Genomic DNA, 469 nt, shown 5'->3' on the forward strand with positions numbered 1-469 from the left:
GAGCGAAGAGGAAATCCAGAGCTATACCAGTTCAGATGGAACGGTGATCATGCCCGGAGCACAGCCGGGTGACATCAGGTTTAAGGATGTGAATGATGATGGAGAGATCACCAATGAGGATAGAGCTGTGGTAGGAAGTCCATGGCCTGACTTCGAAATGGGACTCAATGGAAACGCCAGTTATAAAGGATTCGACTTCTCGATGAACTGGATCGGTTCTTTCGGAGCTACCGTATATAATGGATTCAGAAGTATTATCGATCGTTTTGATGACGATAGTAACTATAGAGCAGGTATCCAACCTTGGACCCCTGAGAATCCAAATACAGATTTCCCAAGAGTGGTAAAAGCAAGTACCTTGAACGCAAGAGGAGATTCTGACAGATGGTTGGAAGACGGAACCTTCGTAAGACTAAAATACATTGGAGTAGGGTATAATTTACCTGAAGACATCATCGAGAGGATCGGG

At 45.0% G+C, this 469-nt stretch carries 1 pseudogene; it reads left to right on the forward strand.

The window, feature by feature from the left end:
- A pseudogene (locus HC175_RS18260) lies at window positions 1-469 on the forward strand (SusC/RagA family TonB-linked outer membrane protein); the annotation flags it as partial.

This window comes from Salinimicrobium oceani, from assembly GCF_012037645.1.